This is a genomic window from Desulfovibrio desulfopostgatei, from assembly GCF_053570645.1.
Genome location: NZ_JBRBQS010000002.1, coordinates 781320 through 802552, shown reverse-complemented (window position 1 = coordinate 802552; position 21233 = coordinate 781320). Strand labels below are relative to the sequence as shown.

The window sequence follows — 21233 nt, the reverse complement described above, 5'->3', positions numbered from 1 at the left end:
GTTGTTTGCACCGCCTTTTCCGGTGCTGAAGCTGCCAGTGCCGCCCGAACATTCGGGCGGCACGCAAACTCTCCATCCTCCGCGCATGCAGAGGATCGTTCAGGACAGTGCGGCTCAGGCCGCCTCGCTTCAAGGAGCGCGCATGCGTTTTTTTATTGTTCATGAATTGCGTGGCATCACGACGCCAGAATCCGGCAGAATGCGCGTGCGCGCATCAAGCTGCCTTGGCGAGGGGCGCATTGAGGCGTTGGCGGGAGCACTGACCTCGCTTGAGGGCATCACCGAAGTACGGGCCAACGCCCTGATCGGCAGCCTGCTGATTTTTTATGACAACGAAGAAACGCGCGTTACCGCTCTCACCCTACTGGTGGGCGCGGCCGATGCTGGCGGTCAGTTTGATATCCAGGGGCAGCACTACGAGAGTGCTCTTTCGCCCGGTCAGGGGTTTATGCCTCTGGTGCGCTATGTTTTTGTGCGCCCCTTTTTGCCGCTGGCACTGCGCGTATTCAACAGCGTTATGGGCGCGCTGCCCTTTTTGTTCAAAGGTCTGGGCGCGCTTTTGCGCGGCACCCTGAGCGTTGACGTTCTGGACGCTGCCGCCATTGGCGCGTCGCTCATCATGGGGGACTTCCGCACGGTCAGCATGCTTACCCTGCTGCTGGGACTGGGCGAAACCCTTGAAGACTGGACAAGACGCCGCTCCATGGCTTCGCTGACCGAAAGCCTTGCCCTGAATGTGGAAAACGTCTGGCTGCTGGTAGACGGCACAGAAGTTTCCGTTCCCCTGGCGCAGGTGCGCGAGGGCGACCTTGTGGTTGTGCATGCTGGCGGCTCCATCCCGGTGGACGGCGAGGTTGCCGAAGGCTGCGGCCTTGTGAACCAGTCGTCCATGACTGGTGAACCCCTTGGCGTGCGCCGCACTGAGGGTGCTTCTGTATACGCCGGCACAGCCCTTGAAGAAGGGCGGCTTGTGATCCGCGCCCGCCATGTGGGCGATGGCACACGCCTGCGGCAGGTTGTAAAATTTATTGAAGAATCCGAATCGCTCAAGGCGGGCGTGCAGGGCAAATTTGAACGGCTGGCTGATCTGGCCGTGCCCTTTACCTTTGGCCTTGCCGGGCTGGTGTGGCTGATCACCCGCGATTTCCGCCGCGCATCTTCCGTGCTGCTGGTGGATTACTCGTGCGCCCTCAAGCTCGCCACGCCGCTGGCGGTGCTGGCCTCCATGCGCGAAGGCGCGCGCCACGGCATTGCCATCAAGGGCGGCCGTTACCTTGAGGCCCTGAGCGAAGCTGATACGCTGGTCTTTGATAAAACTGGCACCCTCACCCAGGCCAGCCCCAAGGTTGTGGAGGTCATCCCGGCCCCTGGCTTTGAGCGTGACGAAGTGCTGCGCATCATGGCCTGCCTTGAAGAACATTTTCCCCACCCTGTGGCCCGCGCCGTTGTGCGCAAGGCTGAGGAAGAAGGCCTGCAACACGCAGAGGAACACGCCCACGTGGAATACGTGGTGGCGCACGGCGTTGCCTCCACCCTGCACGGTAAAAAAATGCGGGTGGGAAGCCGCCACTACATTGAGCACGACGAAGGCGTTGACCTTTCGCCCCTTGCTGAAGCTATCGGCCAGCAGACCGAGCTTGGCCGTTCCCTGCTGTTCATGAGCGAGGACGGGCAGGCCGCCGGGCTGGTGTCCATTGAAGATCCCCTGCGGCCCGAGGCGGCACGTGTGGTTGAAGCCATGCGCGGCCTTGGCATGCGCCGGGTGCTCATGCTGACGGGCGATGACGAGCGCACGGCCAGAGCCGTAGCTGCACAGGTGGGCATTACGGAATTTCGGGCTCAGGTGCTGCCCACGGACAAAGCCCGCATTGTGCAGGAACTGGCGGCAGAAGGCTGCAAGGTGCTTATGGTGGGCGACGGCATCAACGATGCCCCTGCCCTGTCAGCGGCGCATGTGGGCGTTGCCATGAGCGACGGCACAGATCTGGCCCGCGAAGTTGCCAACGTGCTGCTGACCCATCCCAGCCTTGAGGGGCTGATCAGCGCCCGCCTGCTGGGCAACCACACCCTGCGCCGCATTCACGGGAATTTTGTGGCCACAATGACCCTTAACAGCCTGTTCCTGATGGGAGGCCTGTTCATGGTGCTTGGGCCGGGAGTTTCCGCCCTGCTGCACAACCTGACCACCCTTGGCGTTGCCCTTAACGCCATGCGCCCCCACCTGCCGAAAAGTCTGCCCGGCGAGGAGTTCCATTATGAACGCCATCCATCTGCTTAGGTATGTGCGCAGTTTTGTAGACGGCAGGGTGCGCATACGCCACCCCGCCCTGCGGCACGAAAGCGTGCTGCGGCTGGCCCGCGAAAAAATGAGCGCCATCAACGGTGTTCATGCTGTGGAGGGCAACAGCGTCAGCGGCTCCATACTGATTACGTATGACAGCGCGGCAATCCCCCGCGAAAAGCTTTTTGCCATTGGCGAAGCCTGGGCGCGGTATCTTGATGCCGTCAACGCAGGCAAAGACAGCGCCATTCCTCAATTCTGAAAACAAACCCCGCAAGGCTTAGCCTTGCGGGGTTTGCTGCACATGGTGGGGCGAGCCCCAAACATTTTAAGCCATTTTTACGCAAGTCCCTTTTTCACCAGCCATTCTTCAAACCGGGCGAGGTGGGCCGCAAAACTTTTACGGCCATAACCCATGCGGAAATACGGTTCCTTGATGCCGTATACTGAACCCGGCAACAACAAAACCCCTGCTTCATGAGCCAGCCTTTCGCAAAAATCCGCCACAGGCTCGCTGAGCCGTATGCGAGGAAAGCCAATGGGGCCAGCCTGAGGGCGGTTATAGGTAAAGAGGTGGGCATGGCGGGCAAAAAAAGCGTCTGCCGTCTTGAGGTTCTCGCTGATAATGCCCCGGTTTTTTGCCAGCAGATGCTCCCCATGCCGCAGAGCCACAAGGGCCAGTGCCTCTGAAGGCGTTGCCCCGCAAATGCTCAGATAGTTTTTGTAGCGCGCCACGTCTTCCATCAACGCGGTGTCCCGGCAGGCCAGCCACCCCACGCGCAAACCCGGCAGGCCATAGGCCTTGCTGAGCACGCCGAGCGAAATACCCTTTTCATACGCATCTGCAATCCAGGGCGCATTGTCTCCTGCCCGCTGCGCACCTGCAGTGGCCCCTGACTTTGCACTTTCCGGGTTCCAGCCCAATCCCCGGTAGACTTCATCGCAGAAAATCCAGGCTCCACGCTGGCGGGCCAGCTCGCACAACCTGCCGGTCTGTTCCCGATTCAGGGTAAAACCCGTGGGATTGTTCGGCGTATTGAGCACAATGGCCTTGGTGTCGGGCCGCAGCAGTGCGGCCAGTTCGTCCATATCACCCAGCCAGCCCTGCTCCGTCTGTCGCAGATGCCAGAAGTCCACTTGGCAGCCCATGCTTCGGGCCACCTCATACAAGGACTGATAGGCCGGGAACATACACACCACGTGGTCGCCCGGCTCAAGCAGGGAATTCATGCAGGCAAAAATGCCCTCCTGCGCGCCGGTAAACAGCACCACATTTTCTTCGGGCATGTTTGCGTACAGGCCCGCCACCGCGCGGCGAAGATCGGGCCTGCCGTTGTTTTCGCCATAGCCGAGGCTGGTATTCAAAAAATCCTGCCGGGCTGAGGCCGCATCCGGCTCCAACCCCAGCAGGGCATCTATACTCAAGGCCTCGCAGTCTGACTGCGCCAGAAGATATGGCGTGGAAAATTCGTATTTGCCAAAAAATACTTCAAGCTCAAATGCTGGAATACGCATGGTCTGCACCCGAATCCGGCCCGTACCCGGCCCGTGTCTGCCCTGTGACAGGGGGCGTTTCCACAGGGAACGCCCTGCCCGCTACTCAAGGCTGGTTGTGTAAAAACAGTAACCTCTCTTGCCAAGGCGCTTTGCCGTGTACATGGCCAGATCGCCCCGCCGCACCAGATCTTCGCGCGAAAGCCCCTGATCCTCAACCAGCGCAACGCCAATGCTGGCCGAAAGCCCCTGATATGCCTCGTGCGCGTCATACGCGTCAATCATGGCGGCCAGCAGATCGCTTGCGCAAGTGCGCAGGCTTTCTTCCGTACACCCTTCGGGCAGGTAAGCGGCAAACTCATCCCCGCCCAGGCGCGCGATCACAGCGCCCCGCAGGTGCTTGCGCAACAACTTGGCTGTCAGCATCAGGGCTTTGTCGCCGGTGTCGTGGCCGAACTTGTCGTTGACGTACTTGAAGTTGTCCAGATCCACATAGGCAAGCCCCGCGCCAAGAGGCAAGGCAACAGGTATCTGCCTGAAAAAATAATGGCGGTTGAAAAGACCCGTCAGTTCATCCGTATTGGCCCGCTCCTTGAGCCTCTTTTCAATCTGCCGCTGCCGGGTAACATCCCGATAGATGCAGATCATGCCGATCACATTGTTGAATATGTCGAGGATATTCTCCTCATACATATCAATAAAGCGCTCATGTCCGTCCACGGCTGACCGCATTTTGACGTGCTTTCCCTTACGGGCAAAGCCCAATCGCTCAATGGCCTTTTTGCGGAAAACCTCGCGCTTTTCGCCGATGATGTAATCCGTATCCGTGATGCCAAAGAGCTTTCTAAACCGGTCGTTAAAATTGACAATACGCCTGTCCGCGTCCAGAAGCATGACAGCATACGGGATACTTTGCAAAACAAGGTCAAGCTCCGCAGTCATGTTGGCAATATCGGTCACATCGCGGGCAATACCCACGGTTCCCATAACCCTGCCATCGGCATTGAACAGGGGGGCCTTGCGCGTCCTGAACTGGCGCATGCCCTGCGGAGCCTTGACCACTTCGTCAAACACCCCGACCTCGCGCGAGTTCATAACGATCTGATCCGTCTCAAGACAGACAAATTCGCCCTGCGCATATTCCTCCGGCTCAATATCCCATATAAAGTAATGCCCGCGCCCTTCAACAACCTCACGGCTCTTGCCCACAAGACGGCAAAAAGCTTCGTTCACCTTAACGTGCGCGCCCTTGGCATCCTTGAACCACACAAGGTCCGTGGTCAAATCAATGACCGTGTTCAGGTGCAGGTTTGTGAGGTCATGATCCCGGCGCTGGCGCACCGCATCCAGCAGGCGCGCCACGTGAAAGTCGTACAGGCTGGCGCTTGCGGGGCCAAGCCATACATCATCGAGCAGCGGCAGAGATTCTGCCTCCGGCTGGGCATCGCCCGCAAAGATGAAAAGGGCGTCAGGTCTGGCAGCGCGGCGCATGGCGGGCAGATGCCCAAGCCGGGACGCGTCCAGCAACACAATATCGGCCCCGGCGCATTGGGCCAGCGTGTCAGACTCGGGATTTTGCCCGGTACTGAATATGTGGGCAAAGCCGGGACGTGGCGCGGCAGCGCGCAACAAAGCCTCCAGCAAAGGATCGGAACTGAACAGCAGGATGTGCAGCGTGTGGTGGTACATGGCATTCCTCGCTGGATCATCAGGTGGGGGAATGACCATATCCTTTCCCAAATGCAGGCAAAGGACAATGGGGCTACGCAGAAAACTTACAGTTTAACTATGATTTCCTTACTCTGCCGCGCCACTGCCCGACGCCGTGTTTTGCGCCAGAGGTTGAAGCGGCGGCTCAGTCGATCAAGGCACAGATAGACCACCGGGGTCGTGTAGAGCGTCAGCAACTGGCTGACCAGCAGGCCGCCCACAATGGTGACGCCCAGAGGCTGACGGATTTCCGCGCCGTCGCCATGCCCAAGGGCCAGAGGCACAGCGCCAAGAATGGCCGCAGCCGTGGTCATCATAATGGGCCGGAAGCGCAGCATGCAGGCCTCAAAAATGGCTTTGTCCGGCGGCAGATTGCGCGTGCGCGAAGCCTCCAGAGCAAAGTCGATCATCATGATGGCGTTCTTTTTGACAATGCCGCAGAGCAGCAACACGCCGATAAGCGCAATAACGCTGAACTCCATGCCGCAGGCCATCAAGGCCAGCAAGGCCCCGCCGCCCGCCGAAGGCAGGGTTGAAAGAATGGTCAGCGGATGGATGAGGCTTTCGTAAAGCATACCCAGCACGATATACAGCGCGGCCAGAGCCGCCAGCACCAGCACAACCTGATTGCCCGCGGTATCGCTGAACATTTTTGCCGTGCCCTGAAAGCCGCTCACCACAGAAGACGGCATGGCAAGCTCCGCCTTGATGGCAGCCAGGGCCTCTTGCGCCTGAGAAAGCGACACGCCGGGCGCAAGGTTGAAAGAGATGGTCACTGCGGCAAACTGCCCCTGATGCGCCACAGAAAGGGGCGCAAAAGCGGGAACCACAGTGGCGACGCTGAGCAGCGGCACAAGACCGTTGGCGCCCGGCAGGCGCACCTTGCCAAGGGCATCGGCCCCGGCCAGCCAGTCCGGCCCGTATTCCAGCACCACATGATACTGGTTTTTATCCTGATAGATAGTCGATGCCTGACTTTGTCCAAAGGCATTGCCAAGGGCGGCGTCCACATCCTTCATGCTCAGGCCGTAGCGGGCCAGGGCGTCACGATCCACCTTGACCAGCGTTTCAAGGCCGCGCTCCTCAATATCGCTGTCCACATCCTTGAACAGGGGGTTGGCGGCCATAGCCCTTTGCAACTTGCGCCCCCATGAGCGCAGATCGTCCAGATTATCGGCCTGCAAGGTATACTGGTACTGCGAGCGCGAGCCGCGCCCGCCCATCATGATATCCTGAGCCGGTTGCAAAAAAATCTGCAAGCCCGGCTCCGCAGCCAGCTTGGCGCGCAGCCGCCCGATGACGCCCATGGCGTCTATCTTGCGCTCCGGCAAGGGCTTGAGGGCTATGAACACCCCACCGCCGCCGCGCCCGCCGTTGATATGGCCCGAAACGTGCTGCACGGCTGGATCGGCTTTGATAACGCCGATGAGCTTGCGCAGCTTTTCCTGCATGGCCTGGAACGAAGCGCTCTGGTCGGCACGTATGCCGCCCATGATGACGCCTGTATCCTGCTGCGGGAAAAATCCTTTTGGCACAACCACGTACATCCACACATTGGCAGCAATGACCACCAACAGCGAGCAGATGGTCAGGCGCGGGTGCCGCAGCACCACGGGCAGGGTTGCGGCATACCCCTGTTGCATGCCGGAGAGCATGCGCCCCCAGAAATCGCCCACGCGGGCAAGCAACCGCCTCCACCAGCCCACAACCCCGCCAGCGCCCATCCGGGCAGCCTGATCCGCTGCGGCCTCCTCATGGGCCTTGGAGCGCAGCAGGCGGGCGCTCATCATGGGCGTTGTGGTCAGCGAAACAACCATGGAAACCAGCACGGCAGTGGTGAGAACCACAGAAAATTCTCGGAACAGCCGTCCCACCAACCCACCCATGAACAGAATGGGCGTGAATACCGCCACCAGCGAAATGGAGATGGAAACGACGGTAAAACCCACCTCGCGAGCGCCGCGCAGGGCGGCGCGCAGGGGTGTTTCGCCCATTTCCAGCCGCCGCACGATATTTTCAAGCACCACGATGGCGTCGTCCACCACAAAGCCAGTGGAAACCGTCAGGGCCATGAGGGAAAGATTATCCAGACTATACCCGCACAAGTACATGACGCCAAAGGTCGCCAGCAAGGACACGGGAGCCGCCACCGCCGGAATGGCCGTGGCCCTGCCGTTGCGTAAAAACAGAAACGTCACCAGCACCACCAGGGCCATGGAAAGCGCCAGGCTTTTTTCCACTTCGCGCAGCGAGGCGCGGATGGTCAGCGAGCGGTCAAGCCTCTGCCCCAGATCAGCACTCTCCGGCAGCCATGAGCGCAACTGCGGCAGCATTTCTTTTACCTGATCAACTGTCTCAATAATGTTGGCCCCAGGCGAACGGAACACAATCAGCAGCACCGCCGGTTTGCCGTCAGATACTGCCATGGCGCGCACGTCTTCCGGCCCGTCCTTGACCTCGGCGACATCGGAAAGCCGTACGGTTTTATCCCCCCTGCGGGCAACAATGAGAGATTTGTAGTCTTCAGACTTGCGCAACTGGTCGCTGGCCCCGATCAGCCAGAACTGACCGCCGCTCTCCACCTGCCCCTTGGGCATGAAGGCGTTGGCAGCCGCCAGGGCGGTGCGCACATCGCTCATGGTCAGGCCAGCGCGGTTGAGCGCATCGGGAATCACGTCCACCCGCACGGCGGGCAGCGCGCCGCCGCCCACAATGACCTCGCCAACGCCCGGCAGTTGCGAAATTTTCTGCGCAAGCACGGTGGAGGCCGCATCGTACAACTGGGTACGGGTCAGCACGTCAGAGGTAATGGCCAGGATCATGATGGGCGCGCCCGCCGGATTCACCTTACGGTAGGTAGGGTTGGAGGGCATGGTAGGCAGATTGGAGCGGGCGGCGTTGATGGACGACTGCACGTCTCTGGCCGCGCCATCAATGTTTCTGTCAAGGTCGAACTGAAGGATGACTTCCGTATTGGACAATGTGCTACTGGAGGTCATTTCCGTGACCCCGGCAATGCGCCCAAGCGAACGTTCAAGGGGGGTGGCCACCGTGGCGGCCATGGTTTCCGGCCCTGCGCCGGGCAGCTTGGCGCGCACGATCACCACGGGAAAATCCACCTGCGGCAAGGGAGCCACGGGCAACAGGCCAAAAGCCACTATGCCCGCAAGGGCAATGGCAAATGTCAGCAAGGCTGTGGCTACAGGCCGCCGGATGAAAGGAGCGGAAAGATTGGCTGGCAGCGCCTCAGGGCCAAAACGGTGCCTGCGGCCCTGTTCCAGCAGGGCTTTGAGCCTGCTCGCACGGCCAGGGCGGGCATGTCCCTCCGGCCTGACCGGGGTGGCGGCATTGTCGGCCTGTTCAGCAGAACGGCCTTGCAGAGGCGGATTTTCCGCGTCTTGCCGGTCTGTACTCATGGCCGGGCCTCTTGCGGTGACTTGCTCCGGGCTCCGGTTCCTTCCTGCCCTGCCCCGCTGGCTGCCTTATGGCCCTTGAAGCGACGGCTCACGCGGTCAAACCACAGATAGATGACAGGCGTTGTGAACAGGGTGAGCGCCTGGCTGAAAATAAGCCCGCCCACCATGGTCACGCCCAGTGGCCGCCGCAGTTCCGCGCCCATGCCCCATCCGACCATGAGGGGCAGTGCGCCCAGCAGGGCCGCCATTGTGGTCATGAGGATGGGCCGCAGACGCAGCAGGCAGGCCTGACGAATGGCGGCAAGCGGCTCCTTGCCTTCGTTGCGTTCTGCATCCAGCGCAAAGTCGATCATCATGATGGCGTTTTTCTTGACGATGCCGATGAGCAGGATGATGCCGATGATGCCCACCACGCCAAGATCCATATCTGCCAGTATCAGGGCCAGCAGCGCCCCCACGCCCGCAGACGGCAGGGTGGAAAGAATGGTGACGGGGTGAACGTAACTTTCGTAGAGCACGCCCAGCACGATATACATGGTGATAATCGCGGCCAGAATAAGCCAGACCTGATTGTCCGTAGATGTGGTGAAGGCCTTGGCCGCGCCCTGCAACTGGGTGCGCAGGGCCGTGGGCAGCTCCAGTTCTTTTTCGGTTTCTTCCACAGCTTTGACCGCCGCGCCCAGCGAAGAGCCGCGCGCCACGTTGAAAGAAATGGTCGCCACAGGGAACTGCCCCTGACGCGCAATGGAGAGCCGCACAGGGCGCTCTTCAAGCGTTGCCAGGCTTGTGAGCGGCACAGGTTTGCCGTCGCCGCCCGTAACATAGATATTTTCAATGGACTGCGGCCCCAGGCGGAAACGTGGGGCGGTTTCAAGCACGACCTTGTACTGGTTGGTCTGCGTGAAAATGGTTGAAATCAGCCGCTGCCCAAGGGCGTCGTACAGGGCGTTGTCAATGGTCGACATGCTTATGCCAAGGCGGCCAGCGGCGTCACGGTTAATGTTCAGCCATGCCATGCGGCCCGGATTCTGGTAGTCGCTCGTGACCATTTCAAGCTCTGGCCGCTGGGAAAGAGCATTCACAATGCGCGGCAACCAGTGATCCAGCTGATCCCTGTCCAGCGCTTCTATTGAAAACTGGTACTGGGTGCGCGAAATGCGGTCTTCAATGGTCAGGTCCTGCACAGGCTGCAAATACAGGGTCATGCCGGGCAGGGCGGTGGATTTTTCCATAATGCGGCGCGCTATGGCTGGCGCGCGGGCATCGCGGTCTTCCAGCGGCTTCAGTTCCACCGAAAGGCGCGAGGTGCCCATGCTCTGGTTGACGCCGTCCACACCCACAAAAAACACCACGCTCTCCACCGCCGGGTCTTGCAGTATGAGGTCGGCCAGTTGGCGTTGCCGCCCTGCCATGGCCTCAAAGGACGTATCCTGCGGCGCTTCGGCCATCCCCTGAATGACGCCCGTATCCTGCACGGGGAAAAATCCTTTGGGTACGCCAATATACAGCAGAACCGTGAGTACCAGCGTACCCACTGCCACTGCCAGGGTCAGGCTCTGGTGTTGCAGTACCCAGTCGAGTTTTTCTTCATACCAGGCGAGCAGACGAGTAAAAAAGCTGCCGTCTCCTTGCTGCGAGTGGTTACCGTCATGTTGCTCGGGCCGCAGCATAACGGCGCAGAGCATGGGTGTGAGCGTGAGCGAAATAACCGCAGAAATAAGAATGGTCACGGCCAGGGTTACCGCAAATTCGCGGAACAGCCGCCCCACCACATCTCCCATGAACAACAGGGGAATAAGCACCGCCACCAGCGAAATTGTCAGCGAAATAATGGTAAAGCCTATCTGCCCTGCCCCGGTCAGAGCGGCCTGCACGGGTTTTTGCCCCTGCTCCAGATAGCGCGAGATATTTTCAATCACCACAATGGCGTCATCCACCACAAAGCCGGTGGCGATAACCAGAGCCATGAGCGTGAGGTTGTTTAGCGAGTACCCGGCAAGATGCATGACGCCAAGGGTGCCCACCAGCGAAAGAGGCACAGCCAGAGCAGGAATAATGGTGGCTCTGGCATTGCGCAAAAACAGCCAGATAACCCAGATCACCAGCGCCACAGCCAGCAGCAGTTCAAGCTGCACATCGTGTACTGTGGCGCGGATGGTTGTGGTGCGGTCCGTAACCACGCGCACGTCCACATTGCCGGGCAAGGTCTGTTTGAGAACGGGCAGAAGCCGCAAAACCCTGTCCGCAACGTCTATGACGTTGGCTCCTGGCTGACGCTGCACCGAGAGTACAATAGCAGGCCGAAAGCTCATGCCCTCCCCTGCCACATAGGCCGCGAGGCGGGCGTTCTCGGCACCCTCCACCACTTCGGCCACATCGCGCAGGCGCAGTGGGCCGCCGTCCTTGTAACCGATGATGGCTTCGGCATAGGCATCGGCAGAAGCAAGCTGATCGTTGGCATCAATGGTGCTGGCCCGTTCCGGGCCGTCAAAGCTGCCCTTGGCATTGTTGACGTTGGCCTTGGAAATGGCCGTGCGCACATCCGCCAGGGTAAGGCCCGCGTTGGCCAGCGCCTTGGGGTTCACCTGTACCCGCACAGCGGGGCGCTGCCCGCCAGAAAGAGTCACAAGGCCCACGCCGGGCAGTTGCGAAATTTTCTGAGCCATGCGTGTGTCTACCAGGTCTTCCAACCGGGTGAGGGGCATGGCGTCGCTGGTGACGGCAAGGGTGATAACCGGGGGATCAGCCGGATTGACCTTGTTGTAAATGGGCGGCGAAGGCAGATCGCTGGGCAGCAGGTTATTTGCGGCGTTGATAGCCGCCTGCACTTCCTGCTCGGCCACATCCAGGGGCAAGGTGAGGTCGAATTGCAGGGTCACCACCGAGGCGCCAGCGGAGGAAAGGGAACTCATCTGCACAAGGCCGGGCATGAGGCCAAACTGGCGCTCAAGGGGGGCCGTGATGACAGAGGCCATAACATCAGGCGATGCGCCGGGATAGAGCGTCTGGACCTGAATGGTGGGGTAATCTATCTGCGGCAGGGCCGCCACGGGCAAATAGCGGTAACCCAGCAGCCCTGAAAGAAACAGGGCCACCATGAGCAGCGAGGTGGCGATGGGCCGTAAAATGAATATGCGCGATAGGTTCATATGGAGGATGCTCCCCCTTGCGGGAAGGGGTGGAAGACACGGAGGGCACTCCGGCAAAGCCGGGATGCTATTCCGCAGGCTGTGCCTTGGGAGTTTCTGCGGTGGCCGTAATTTTCACTTCAATACCATCCCGCAGGCGGTCAAGACCGTCTACCACCACCTGTTCGCCCGGTTCAAGGCCCTTATCAATAACCGTCAGGGCGTCCGTGGCAATGCCGGGGGTTACAGGCCGCACCGTTACGGCATCCTGCCCCTTGCCATTCTTGGCCGCCACATAGACGTAAGCCCCGCGCGACCCCAGCTGCACCGCCGAGGTGGGTACTGTGACGGCATTTTTAATGACGCGCACCTGCAAACGGGCGTTAACGAACTGGTTGGGGTACAATGCCCCTTCAGTGTTGGGAAAACGCGCCTTGAGCTTTACCGTGCCGGTGGAAAGATCAATCTGGTTGTCCAGCGAAAGCAGCCCGCCCACATCAAGCAGATGTTTCTGCTCTCTATCCCAGGCCTGAACAGGCAAGGGGCGGCGGTCAACGTCATCTTCGTGAGCACGCAGAGCCTGCACGACCAGCGGCACCTGACTTTCCGGCAGGGTGAACACGACATCACAGGGGCTGACCTCGGTAATGCGTACAATGCCGGATGTGTCCGAGGCTTTTATCATGTTGCCTTCGTCCACATTGCGCAGGCCCAGGCGGCCCGATGTGGGGGCCGTGATGCGGCTGTAGCTCAACTGAAGGGCGGCGGAATCCACAGCGGCCTTGTCGGCCTCTACCGTGCCCTCATACTGGCGCACAAGGGCGCGCTGGGTTTCAAACTGCTGTGTCGCAATAAAATTGCCCTCCGCAAGCTTGGCATAGCGGGCCAGATCCTTGCGGGCATTGTCCAGCTGGGCCTGATCCTTGGCAAGAGTTCCGCGCGCCTGATCCAGCGTGGCCTGAAAAGGCCTGGGGTCGATCTCCGCCAGCAGGTCGCCAGCCTTGACCCGCTGGCCTTCCTTGAAATGCAGGCGTTGCAACTGGCCGTCCACACGGCTGGTCACAAGCACGTCACTGGAGGGCAGCACCGTGCCCAAGCCATTGAGAAAATGGGGAACATCCTGAGCAAGAGCGGCGGCAACCCGCACGGGCGGCGTATCCATACCCATGCCGCGGCGCGCCTGATTGCCGCTGAAAAATAAACGCCAGCACAGCAGCGCAACCAATGCCAGCAGCAACAGCAGCACCCATCGGCGTTTGCCTGAAAACAAACCGGAAGCAGAAACCATGCTCTGCCGAGATTGAAGACCGGGCATTATATGTCAACTCCATGAGATATCTGAGGAAAGATCACACGAAAGACAGCTTCGCCGTCTGCCGGATCTGAAACCATATCAAGCCGCCAGCCAAGCCTTTCGCAGGCTCTGAGCGCCAGCGAAAGACCAAGGCCACTGCCGCTGACTGCCTTTTGGGTACAGCGCACACCCCTGGCAAAAATATCAACACCGGGGGGGATACACCCGCGATTGCGAACAAGCAGTTCTCCCTGACAAAGGGAAACACTGGCGCGCCCATTTTCAGTATACTGGCAGGCATTGTCCAGCAGATTGTTGAACACGATCGCCGCCAGTTCCTTTTGCCCACGGGCCAGTACAGTGGGGGCGATATCAGCCTGCAAAGCTACAGGCTGGCGCTGTTCCGGGCCTCGCCCATGCGCTTTTTTGCCAGCGATGCGTGGCGCGGCCACCGTGGCAGTTTCAAGGGAGGGGGCATCACTACCTGAAAAAGACGGTTGAGACGGTGCATCAGCAAGGCCCGAGGCAAATTCAGAGGGCAAGTCAGAAATAATATCAAGAGCGGCATCGGGCAAGCTGTCAGAAGCAGAAGAGCAATGCAACAGGCCATCCCCTTCCATTTCCCGCACTATTCCCCACAGCAAAGCGCTGCAATCCAGCGTTTGAAATTCTATTTCTTCAGGGCGGCGGGCCAGCATCAGCAAGGTGCGCACGGTATTGGACATACGTGCCGTGGTGCGCAACAGCCGCTGCACCACAGGGGCGAGGCTTTCAGCCTGCGGCAACCTTTGCAGTTGCAGTTCAAGAATTTCAAGGCCGCCCTGCATGACGGTTAGCGGCGTACGCAGCTCGTGGCTCACATCACCTGTGAAGTTGCTTTCGCGCAGAACAAACCGTTGCAGGGCTTCTTCGCGCGCAGCAATGGCCCGCGCCAATACGCCCACCTCGTCATCAAGACCGGTCAGCGGAATAGGAGCCAAGCCGTCCGGCGTTTCCTGCGCATTGGCCTGCATGCGCTCCGGGGGTCGGCTTTCCACCGCAGTGGTGAGCCTGCTGAGAGGCCCGGTAAGGCGGCGGCTCAGCACAACCGCCAGCACCACAGCCAGCGCAAGACCGCTGACGGCGCAGAGCAGCAAAATACGGTTCAGACGCTGTTTCAGGGCCAGAAAGGCACCCGTTCCGCCAGTGAGCACATAGATGACGTCATCCCTGCGCTCAATAAGAATAAATTCTTCCATGTGGTTGATGAAGTGCAGGCCGTCTGGCATCTCCTGCCACTGCTGCGGAACCTGCTTGCCCACAAGAAAACGCCAGTGCATGACCACGGCAAGGTCTTCGCCATAATAGAGGTTGCCGCCGCCGTTGTCTTCGGCTTCCCAGGCGCGTTTTTCTGCCTCAATAAAGGCTTCCATCACTGGCCTTGCGTGCCAGCCCACAAGATAGGTTGCCAGCGAATCAAAGGAAAGCCGCCCCACTATGCCCAGGGCCGCGCTCATGATCAGGGCCAGAAACACAAAAGCCGCCAGCAGACGACGGCGGATGCTGGTTCTGCGGCGGGGTGCGGCTACGTGGCTGCCTGCGAGCGGGGGGTCTGGCCGGGGCATCAATCGTTGTCTCCGGGGTCGGTACTCAGACGATAGCCCACATGCGGCACGGTGTGCAGCAGGGACTCGGCAAAGGGTTTATCCAGTTCGCGCCGTAGCTCATGAATATGGGTGCGCAGGGCGCTGCCTTCCGGCGGGTCGTCCCCCCAGAGGGCGTGCTCCAGGTCTTCGCGCCGCACAAGGCCGGGCGCAACGCGCATCAGTTCATCAAGAATGCGAAAACCCGTGGGGCTCAGGCGCAGGCGGCGGCCCTGCCGCTCGGCCCAGTGCTCGCCCGAATTAAATGTCAGATCCGCATATGTCCACACAGCCCCGCCATCGGCGCTATTGCCGGAAGACATGCGCCCACGCCGCAGCAGGGCGCGTATGCGGGCCTCAAGTTCCTTAAGTGCAAAGGGTTTGACGAGGTAATCATCAGCCCCGGCTTCAAGCCCCTGTACCCGGTCTGCCACGGTATCCCTGGCTGTGAGCATGATGATGGGAGTGAGTTTGTGGTGTTTGTCGCGCAATTCGCGGCACAGGCTTATGCCGTCAATGCCGGGCAGCATTATGTCCAGCACGATGCAGTCAAAGTGCTGGTCAATCGCCATGACAAGGCCCGTTCTGCCGTTACGCGCGCAGTCAAGCTCATAGCCCAGCGGTTCCAGAAAGGCATAGAGGTTGGCGAGAATATCCTCGTTGTCCTCCACAAGCAAAAGAGCAACGGCCATTGTCAGCGCCTTGCGGGGCCAGTTTTTTGCGTCGGAGCCGCTGTTTCAGGCAGATCCTTTGGCGATATGGGGCCCATGACGGATATGGAATCCACTTCCACCTCGTTGGGGCGCTTGCGGTTCCAGTCCACATGTCCTTGCAGACGCACCTTGTCCTTGGGCGTGATCGTCAGTTGCTCGAAAACCTTGTTGTCGATTTCCACAACGACCTGACCACTGTGATCCTCAAACAGATAGCGGTGCTTGCGACGGGGCAGTTTTTCCACCAAATGCCCCTCAAGAACGCATGGCGCATCATCCTGCGCGCCCAGCACGTCAACGGCCCGCGTTACTGTGACAGCAACGCCAGGCCCTTCAAAACCCGCTGCGACCGGGGCTGATTCTATGGAAAGCACGAGACTGAACGCAAGGAGCAGAATAAAAAGATACGGGGCGGGGCGCACTGTTTGCATGCTGTTCTCCAGAAAGGCCGGGCTGCGCCGCCGGATGGATTAATGTACTGAGGGGAGTAAAGGCAGGCGTGGAATATATTTTAAAAGCAGTTCCCGATGCCCGCGCACTGTGGCGCAGCCTGCGGACATCGGGAAATTGCCGCAATTCCGCGGGCTACTGCTGCATTTCAGCCTTACGTACGGCCATCACGCTTTCCTTGCCAGCCTTGACCACCATGACGCCGGTCAGATGAACCTTGCTCTGCGCTTCAATGTGCGCGGCAGCGGCGGCCTTTTTGCCAAGGGCCACGGTCATGCGGCCAGTACCGTCTTCAAAGACGTAGCGGTTTTTCTTGCCCTGCACAGGTTCCACGATGGTGCCGGTAACGGACACAGGGGTTTTGTTGGCAGCGGCCAAAGCCTTGGCTACCGTATCGACCGGAGCGACTTTTGTCACGCTCTTGGCCTTGCGGGCAGAGTGAGGAGCAGCCGGGGCATCGGCGGTGTTGGCAGCAAAGGCCGGGGCGGCAAGCATGAGGGACATGATCATAACGAGCAGATAACGCATATTTCCTCCAGAAAGGTGCTTAAAAAATTTTGCAACGCGCCACATGTCGCGTGCGGACTTACATTGCAAATATTCACGTCAGCAAAACGTTAAGAATGCCCCAGCCTGTAAAAAAAATATTTCTCTGCTGCGTCTTTCACACTGGTGCTCTTTATTAACAGACGCAGTCCTTGTGATACCGGTTCAAAACTGGTATGGTTGCTTATATGAAAGAGCTTGATCCGCACACCATCCGCCCCTGCCTTGCATGCGGCGGCACCAATGTCCATCTGGAATCCATGCTTCCCCCTGGCCGCAGGCAGGAGGTATGGCGCGTTGTCTGTTCTTGCGGGCAAACCTCGCAGCAGTGGTCGGTGTCGCAAGGGGCGGCCATCCGCGCATGGAACCGCAACCTTGCCAGCGAACACGACATAGATAAAATCGCCGCCCCAGGCGTAGCTCTCAAGAACTGATAGCAGGCGGCCCCGTGGCTGCCCCGCCCCTATAAGGCACAGGCGTTTTTTGCCAGACCGCCTTGGTGGGGCAGATATCTGCCCCGCAGGGCTGATGCTGCACGCCAGCCGAGATCAAAGCCATGCGTGCGCCAGCTGTAGCCGCATGCGGGCTGATTGGCTCAGTCCAGCTCCCGCCCTACCCATACGGCCCTGCCGATGATACGTACCAGACCCCCCAGTTGCTCGCTAGTATCAGCCTCTATGGGGGCGAAATCCGGGTTGATGCTGGTCAGTATGAGCTTGCCCGGCATGGCATCCAGCACCTTGAGATAGACCATATCCTCCACGCCCACAGCGTATATGCGCCCCGGCACCGGCTCACGCTGGCTCTGGTCTATCAGCACCACGTCATTGTTCACAATACGGGGCTGCATACTGTCGCCAGAAACGCGCAGCAGCACCATCTGCGCAGGGTTACCCTTACGCCGCAAAAAATCCCACCTGAACGCATAGTGCCGCAGCACCTCGCCGCCAGCTTCAAAACTTCCTGTCCCGGCAGAGAGCCGGGCCTCGGCCATGGGAACCATCATCAGCCGCGCTTCAGGCGTGTGCACCATACCATTGCCGCAATCACCGCGCCCTGCCAACAGCCAATCCAGTGAACACTCAAGAGCATCGGCAAGCCGCACGGCATGGCTGCCCTTGGGCATCTGCCCGTTCTCATACTGCTGAATTGTCGTCAGGCTCAGACCCACCGTGTCTGCCAGTACCTGCTTGTGCAAACCCAAGTTTTCCCTGCGCTGACGCATACGCGCTCCAAAAGCTGATACCAGGGGCGCTTGTGTTTTCTTCATGTTTTTCCCTTGTTGTTTGCTGCCCTGAAGTGCCGGAGCCATAGATGGGCAACCAGCACAGACCATATTTTTTCATAAAAAAAACGAGCCGTTTGTACACATCTATATTTGTTTTTAGGTAATTTCAAGTTTTCCTTGAACTTCAAAGAAAACTTTTAAACCTATGATGCAAAGAGGTGCAATTTTCTGCATATTTTAAAATTTATGTAAATAAATTCATATTGTTAAAACTTTTCTTATAAATAAAACTTTTCCTTGACTATCCCCACAAATAGTGATTTTTCTATTTTACGGCCCAGTAAATTTAATTTCCTATTTTTGGAGCATAGCATGTCCGCATTTCCTGACGACATCCGTAACCTGAGCGCTGTGCTGGATTCCTTACATTCTGGCGAGCGCGCCATCCAGCAGCCCATACTGCGTCTCGTCATCGAACCCCTGCGTCTTCTGGCCTGCCAGATGGATCAGGAATTTTCCGCGCAGTTTTGCATCCGCTCACAAACATCACCCTCAACGCCAGAATCGCCCGCAACCGACATATCCGCGCGCGCCTGCCAAACTGTGGAGACGCGCCATGACCAATAGGCCCATTGACCCGACAAAACCCGACAACAGTCAACCAGAACTTGCCGAATCGTCGGCGAAAGCCTCTACCCCAGAGGGTGATCCGCGTATACGCCGCAAAAATAATCCCGCATGGGGCAATTCCTTGCGTATGGCCGAAACAGAAGAACAATGGCGCGAACTTATCAACCATTTGCCCGACAATGCGCGTCTGATATGGAGGGCCCTGAACGACATGAAACAATTCTGGGGGGTGTTGCACGCGTTTGGAGGGCAATGCATACGCGTACCGCGCAATGTGCCCAAGGACAGAACGCATCCGCTGCGCAAAACCCTTGGCCTGCGATGCCTGCGCAAACTCATGGCGACCTTTGGCGGCACAAGCCTTTATGTGCCCCGCTGCACGGCGCTTATGACCCGCCTCAGGCAGCATGAGATCGTCAAAGGTTTTTCACGCAGCACAGGGCGCGGTTCAAGCAGCACGGCTGCGGTGTCCAGCCTGGCCCGCCGCCACGGCATATCTGACCGCCGCGTATGGCAGATTCTGAAAAAAGAAAGTTCCGTCCCCTCACAGGCCAGGCTGCTGCTAATGCTTGGCGATTCCGCGCAAATTTCGGCCCAAAAGCACGATAATGCACTGTAAATTAAGCCAAAACCAGCATACTACCTGCCCTTAAAAAATTTAAGCCAGCGTTTATGCTGGCTTTTTTTGCCACCAACTCCTCATTTTCCTCCCAGATACTGCAAAAACAACGCATCCTGCGCCTTTGACGCTGCTGAATCCTTTCAGTCTTACGCGCGCCCGGTTTTTTGGCATGTTCTCCTCACGCCGCTGACTGCGGCCACACCATGCCAAGGAGTCTCATCATGCCCAATCTGTTTGATACTGCCCATGCCTTCACCGCCAGATGGGAAGGCGGCCTCACGGACCATCCCGCTGATCCGGGCGGTCTGACCAAGTACGGGGTTTCCCTGCGATGGGTGCAGGATCTTGCCCAGCAGGCCCGGCAGGAATGCCTGCGCCAGCACAAAAGCTGCGATGGCTGCTCTGCTGCTCGTACCCCCAATTGCACGTACAACGGACTTGATCTGGATATGGACGGCGATGTGGACGCTGACGATATCCGCGCCTGCACCCGGCAGCAGGCCGCCGCGCTTTTCAAAAAGCACTTCTGGGATGCCCTTGGCTGCGCCGCTCTGCCCCTGCCACTGGCCGTGGCCCTGTATGATGGCGCGGTCAACATGGGGCCAGCCAGATCCGTGCGCCAGTTGCAGCAGGGCATGAATTCCGTTGGAGAAGCCCAGCTCGACCACTACCGGCCCATTGCCGAGGACGGAATCTCCGGCCCGCGCACGGCAGAACTGGCCGAAGCCCTGGAATCGGCCAACCTCCAGTGGTTTGCCGCCCGGCAGATACTGCGCCTTCGCGATGCCTTTTACCGTGATCTGGCTGCCCGCCGCCCGTCCCTCAAAGTGTTTCTTGAAGGCTGGCGCAACAGGGTAAAGGCCCTGGCCCAGTATCTTGCGGAACTTGAGCGGGAGGCAAACTGACATGTGGGCACTGCTAGGGAATCTGCTGGGCGGCATCACCGGCGCTGTGGGCAAAATTCTGCCCGACCGCAACCGGCAGAACGATGCGCAAAGCCGCATCAATGAGGCTGAGGTGGGCGGCGCGCCCGCAAGCATGTTGCGGCTGTGGCGCTCCTTCCTCGGTTGGATGCTCTCCCTGTTGTTCTGCTGGGAGGTTGCGGGGAGGCTCATCATTATTCCCCTGCTTTTTCCGGGCTGGAGCGACCACCTGCCGCCCTCGGCCCTGAACCAGATCATGACCCTGCTGCTGGGCATGCTGGGGCTGGGATTTTAGGCCAGTCAATAGTTGCAGCGATCTGGCAACACACTGGGCCAATTTATTTTTGAACAGGCCAACAGGTCTGAAGGATGCTGTGATGATGGACATTTTTTCTTCCACGGGGGCAAGCCTGCTTGTTCTGCTTGTGCAGGGGCTGTTTGCCTGGGCCTTGTGGAGCCTGCGCCGGGCCTTTGTGCGGCAGGAGGACTACCTGCTGCACGTACAGCGCGATACCCGGCGGGAGGTCGCAACCACCCGCAGGCTCAGCGCCATAGAGGAAAACCTGCGGCTCGCCCCCGATACCGCAGACTTAGCAGGCCTGCACAACGAACTGGCGGCCCTGCGCGGTGAAATTCAGGCGCTCAATGTACGCATTTCTGGTCTGGACAGGTTGCTTGAGCGGCTTGAGCACAGCTTTGAGCGTCAGGAAGACCGCCTTCGCCTTGTGCCTCAGGGTGGTGCGGCCTTCGCGTGCCGCACAGGCGCCGATACTGCGGGGGGCTGCAACTGATGCCCCCTGCAAAACGCAAAAGTGCTTGCCGCAACTCCCCCTTGCTCGACAGCCTGGAGCAGCGGCTCGACCTGCTCACCCGCACCCTCAGCGCAGCTGATATTGCGGAGAAAAGTATCGATATTGTCAAAGAAATAAAGGAACTGCACGCAATCCTGCGCTCCCTGCGCGATGAAGCCTCGCCCGATGCCCCCCCCAGAATGGTGGTTGTGTGGGGCGGCCCCCCAAGCGCGGCATCCGGCAGGCTGCCCGCAAATCTATCCGAAGCATCGCCCCGGACATCATCCAAGGCGTCATGTGCATCCGGCAAACCGTCCATGCAAAAAATTCTGCCGCAATACGGCTCAAGCAACTAACGTTTCCCTGAAAAACAAGGATATTTTTC

General features: G+C 59.3%; 19 protein-coding genes. 9 read left to right on the top strand and 10 right to left on the bottom strand.

Annotated elements, in window-relative coordinates:
• The first annotated feature begins 142 nt into the window (after positions 1-142).
• Together ACUZ9Q_RS03525 and ACUZ9Q_RS03520 are read left to right on the top strand one after the other, a co-directional pair.
• Positions 143-2278, top strand: a complete 2136-nt coding sequence (locus ACUZ9Q_RS03525; RefSeq protein ID WP_215647148.1) for a heavy metal translocating P-type ATPase — start codon at positions 143-145, stop codon at positions 2276-2278.
• Complete coding sequence (locus tag ACUZ9Q_RS03520) at positions 2256-2543, top strand: HMA2 domain-containing protein (RefSeq protein WP_449247335.1); 288 nt, start codon at positions 2256-2258, stop codon at positions 2541-2543. The genes ACUZ9Q_RS03525 and ACUZ9Q_RS03520 overlap by 23 nt, the downstream gene beginning before the upstream one ends.
• A gap of 77 nt (positions 2544-2620) precedes the next feature.
• Here ACUZ9Q_RS03520 and ACUZ9Q_RS03515 read toward each other — a convergent pair whose 3' ends face one another.
• From ACUZ9Q_RS03515 to ACUZ9Q_RS03475, 9 genes are all read right to left on the bottom strand, one after another.
• Positions 2621-3796, bottom strand: a complete 1176-nt coding sequence (locus ACUZ9Q_RS03515) for an aminotransferase class I/II-fold pyridoxal phosphate-dependent enzyme (protein ID WP_449247334.1) — start codon at positions 3794-3796, stop codon at positions 2621-2623.
• An 81-nt stretch (positions 3797-3877) separates the two neighbouring features.
• Positions 3878-5503 carry a diguanylate cyclase gene (locus tag ACUZ9Q_RS03510; RefSeq protein ID WP_192113639.1) on the bottom strand — a complete coding sequence of 542 codons (1626 nt, stop codon included), beginning with the start codon at positions 5501-5503 and terminating at the stop codon, positions 3878-3880.
• A 47-nt stretch (positions 5504-5550) separates the two neighbouring features.
• Positions 5551-8901 carry an efflux RND transporter permease subunit gene (locus tag ACUZ9Q_RS03505; protein WP_227118744.1) on the bottom strand — a complete coding sequence of 1117 codons (3351 nt, stop codon included), beginning with the start codon at positions 8899-8901 and terminating at the stop codon, positions 5551-5553.
• On the bottom strand, positions 8898-12050 hold the full coding sequence (locus ACUZ9Q_RS03500; RefSeq protein WP_227118743.1) for an MdtB/MuxB family multidrug efflux RND transporter permease subunit: 3153 nt from the start codon (positions 12048-12050) through the stop codon (positions 8898-8900). The genes ACUZ9Q_RS03505 and ACUZ9Q_RS03500 overlap by 4 nt, the downstream gene beginning before the upstream one ends.
• A gap of 67 nt (positions 12051-12117) precedes the next feature.
• Positions 12118-13344, bottom strand: a complete 1227-nt coding sequence (locus tag ACUZ9Q_RS03495; RefSeq protein ID WP_275161611.1) for an MdtA/MuxA family multidrug efflux RND transporter periplasmic adaptor subunit — start codon at positions 13342-13344, stop codon at positions 12118-12120.
• The gene (locus ACUZ9Q_RS03490) at positions 13344-14927 is read right to left on the bottom strand and encodes a sensor histidine kinase (RefSeq protein WP_449247333.1); all 1584 of its coding nucleotides are present in this window, start codon (positions 14925-14927) and stop codon (positions 13344-13346) included. Before ACUZ9Q_RS03490 ends, ACUZ9Q_RS03495 begins: the two co-directional genes overlap by 1 nt.
• The gene (locus tag ACUZ9Q_RS03485; protein ID WP_449247332.1) at positions 14927-15637 is read right to left on the bottom strand and encodes a response regulator transcription factor; all 711 of its coding nucleotides are present in this window, start codon (positions 15635-15637) and stop codon (positions 14927-14929) included. The genes ACUZ9Q_RS03490 and ACUZ9Q_RS03485 overlap by 1 nt, the downstream gene beginning before the upstream one ends.
• A gap of 2 nt (positions 15638-15639) precedes the next feature.
• Positions 15640-16089: a NirD/YgiW/YdeI family stress tolerance protein gene (locus tag ACUZ9Q_RS03480; protein WP_215647152.1), complete on the bottom strand. Its 450-nt coding sequence runs from the start codon at positions 16087-16089 to the stop codon at positions 15640-15642.
• Positions 16090-16243: 154 nt separating this feature from the next.
• Positions 16244-16636: a NirD/YgiW/YdeI family stress tolerance protein gene (locus tag ACUZ9Q_RS03475; protein WP_192113644.1), complete on the bottom strand. Its 393-nt coding sequence runs from the start codon at positions 16634-16636 to the stop codon at positions 16244-16246.
• A gap of 206 nt (positions 16637-16842) precedes the next feature.
• On the opposite strand from ACUZ9Q_RS03475, the gene ACUZ9Q_RS03470 reads away from it, so the two are divergent.
• A complete protein-coding gene (locus tag ACUZ9Q_RS03470; protein ID WP_192113645.1) occupies positions 16843-17088 on the top strand; it encodes a hypothetical protein in 246 nt (81 codons plus the stop codon).
• A 161-nt stretch (positions 17089-17249) separates the two neighbouring features.
• On the opposite strand, the gene ACUZ9Q_RS03465 is transcribed toward ACUZ9Q_RS03470, so the two are convergent.
• Positions 17250-17924: a S24 family peptidase gene (locus tag ACUZ9Q_RS03465; protein ID WP_192113646.1), complete on the bottom strand. Its 675-nt coding sequence runs from the start codon at positions 17922-17924 to the stop codon at positions 17250-17252.
• Positions 17925-18254: 330 nt separating this feature from the next.
• On the opposite strand from ACUZ9Q_RS03465, the gene ACUZ9Q_RS03460 reads away from it, so the two are divergent.
• The 6 genes from ACUZ9Q_RS03460 to ACUZ9Q_RS03435 all read left to right on the top strand — a co-directional run bounded on the left by ACUZ9Q_RS03460 (position 18255) and on the right by ACUZ9Q_RS03435 (position 21204).
• The gene (locus tag ACUZ9Q_RS03460; protein ID WP_215647153.1) at positions 18255-18509 is read left to right on the top strand and encodes a hypothetical protein; all 255 of its coding nucleotides are present in this window, start codon (positions 18255-18257) and stop codon (positions 18507-18509) included.
• Positions 18499-19131 (top strand): Mor transcription activator family protein, encoded by a 633-nt coding sequence (locus tag ACUZ9Q_RS03455; RefSeq protein ID WP_449247331.1) that lies wholly within the window; start codon positions 18499-18501, stop codon positions 19129-19131. The genes ACUZ9Q_RS03460 and ACUZ9Q_RS03455 overlap by 11 nt, the downstream gene beginning before the upstream one ends.
• Positions 19132-19355: 224 nt before the next feature.
• Positions 19356-20039 (top strand): glycoside hydrolase family 108 protein, encoded by a 684-nt coding sequence (locus ACUZ9Q_RS03450; protein ID WP_449247330.1) that lies wholly within the window; start codon positions 19356-19358, stop codon positions 20037-20039.
• Between the two features lies 1 nt (position 20040).
• Positions 20041-20352, top strand: a complete 312-nt coding sequence (locus ACUZ9Q_RS03445) for a hypothetical protein (protein ID WP_192113650.1) — start codon at positions 20041-20043, stop codon at positions 20350-20352.
• A gap of 82 nt (positions 20353-20434) precedes the next feature.
• The gene (locus ACUZ9Q_RS03440; protein WP_192113651.1) at positions 20435-20848 is read left to right on the top strand and encodes a DUF2730 family protein; all 414 of its coding nucleotides are present in this window, start codon (positions 20435-20437) and stop codon (positions 20846-20848) included.
• Complete coding sequence (locus ACUZ9Q_RS03435) at positions 20848-21204, top strand: hypothetical protein (protein WP_233483841.1); 357 nt, start codon at positions 20848-20850, stop codon at positions 21202-21204. Before ACUZ9Q_RS03440 ends, ACUZ9Q_RS03435 begins: the two co-directional genes overlap by 1 nt.
• Positions 21205-21233 lie beyond the last annotated feature (29 nt).